Source organism: Vibrio sp. YT-18 (genome assembly GCF_033337345.1).
Classification (GTDB): domain Bacteria; phylum Pseudomonadota; class Gammaproteobacteria; order Enterobacterales; family Vibrionaceae; genus Vibrio; species Vibrio alginolyticus.
In genome coordinates this window covers 1-1018 of record NZ_JAWOQO010000300.1, presented here as the reverse complement: position 1 = coordinate 1018, position 1018 = coordinate 1, and the positions used below count along the sequence as shown (strand labels likewise).

Below are 1018 nucleotides of genomic sequence, written 5' to 3'. Positions count from 1 at the left end.
TTCATTGGTGACAAAACACAGGTAGATATGTTTGACCGACTGAGTAGCGTGTTAGAGCAGCGAGAGATTACTTCTGAGTTTTTTGAAATTCCGTCTGCTGTCAATACAACCCTGATTAAACAATCGATTCAAAAGCTCGCGAAAGATCTTCACGACCGTGGAGAAGACGTCAAACTGAACGCAAGCTGTGGCCTTCGTCATCGATTGTTGTCGGTTTACGAGGTTTTCCGTACTTATCGCTGGCCTATCTTCGTAGTTGAACCAAACAGTGACAAACTTTGCTGGCTTTACCCAGATGGCAAAGAAGATACGCAAGTTGAAGACCACATTACTATCTCCGACTACCTAACCATTTTCGGTGCGCGCGGCGAGTTCCACCACGTAGACCTTCCTCCTCTTCTTGATCAAAAACTGTATGAGCTTGGCGAACGCTGGGCGTCAAATGCGCTTGAATTGGGCCCAGGCTTGGCGACACTCAACTACCTTGCGACAACCTGCCGTAAGGAGCAGAAGCTGGATGTGGAGCTGTCTGAGAAGCAACAAGGCTACCGTGAACTCAACATGCTGCTGTCGGATCTTGTCGAAGCACAGATCGCGACTTACGAAAATGGCATTTTGACCTTCGCGAACGAAGACGCACGTCGATTCTCTAACGGCGAATGGTTGGAGACTCTGGTTCACAGCACTGTGAAGCAAATCCAAGACACCATGCCCACGATTCAAGACCGCTCTTTGAATGTTCAGGTATATCGTAAGCTGGGTGAAAGTGAAGTACGTAACGAGCTAGACGTAGCAACGGTTGTAAATAACAAGCTGCACATCATTGAGTGTAAAACGAAAGGCATGCGCGATGATGGTGACGATACGCTGTACAAACTGGAATCTTTGCGTGACCTGCTAGGCGGTCTACAAGCACGCGCTATGCTGGTGAGCTTCCGTCCTCTTCGTCACAATGACATTACTCGTGCAGAGGATCTTGGCCTTGCGCTTATCGGCCCTGAAGAGCTGAAAGATCTCA

The 1018-nt window shown here is 48.5% G+C and carries 1 protein-coding gene; it reads left to right on the top strand.

Going from position 1 to position 1018, the window contains the following annotated elements; all coding sequences use genetic code 11:
* A partial coding sequence (locus tag R7M72_RS26145) for a Card1-like endonuclease domain-containing protein (RefSeq protein WP_318056597.1) occupies positions 1–1018 on the top strand: 1018 nt, incomplete at both ends.